The organism is Pararcticibacter amylolyticus, from assembly GCF_003130405.1.
Lineage (GTDB): Bacteria > Bacteroidota > Bacteroidia > Sphingobacteriales > Sphingobacteriaceae > Arcticibacter > Arcticibacter amylolyticus.
The window spans coordinates 1-522 of the sequence record NZ_QEAS01000106.1 but is presented as its reverse complement, the minus strand read 5'-3'; the positions used below and the strand labels follow the sequence as shown (position 1 = coordinate 522).

The window sequence follows — 522 nt, the reverse complement described above, 5'->3', positions numbered from 1 at the left end:
GAGCCCTGCCGCTGGATGGTCTGAAGGGGGCGGCCCAGGCCGTCAAAATACTGGATGGTGGTCTGTACCTGGTCCTTGTTGCTGCTGATGGTGTTCAGGGTGGCCTCATCGGTCACCTTCACCAGAGGGGTACGGGTACGGATGTAGTTCTGGTCTGTACTCTGGGCTTTCAGCAGGGCTGACAGGCTGAGAAGCAGCACCAGCACAGGTGTCGCTTTTGGAAACAGGTGGCTTGGAAAAATCTTCATCTGCTTATGGTTTATAGTGATAGGTATAATCTTTCAGGATGGCGCCGCTGCGGTCTTTGATGTACTGCAGCCGCCCGAAGCTGTCATACTGGTAATACACCGTATTGCCTTTTTCGTCGGTACTGCTGCTCATGCCGGTCAGCGGCTCGTACGTATAGGTGGTCATCCGGGCATCCGACGGGTGGATGCGGATGTCGTCGAAGGCATCGCCTGCCGAAAGGGTCACCGGACCGCTGTAGGGCTGCTGGCCGGAGTACTTCCAGATGCCGCCCTG

The 522-nt window shown here is 57.1% G+C and carries 2 protein-coding genes; both read right to left on the bottom strand.

Annotated elements, in window-relative coordinates:
* On the bottom strand, positions 1-248 hold a 248-nt coding region (locus DDR33_RS25275; RefSeq protein ID WP_146198885.1), incomplete at its 3' end, for a DUF6443 domain-containing protein.
* Between the two features lie 4 nt (positions 249-252).
* Positions 253-522, bottom strand: a 270-nt coding sequence (locus tag DDR33_RS26290; RefSeq protein ID WP_158280878.1) for a hypothetical protein, incomplete at its 5' end; no start/stop codon positions are given.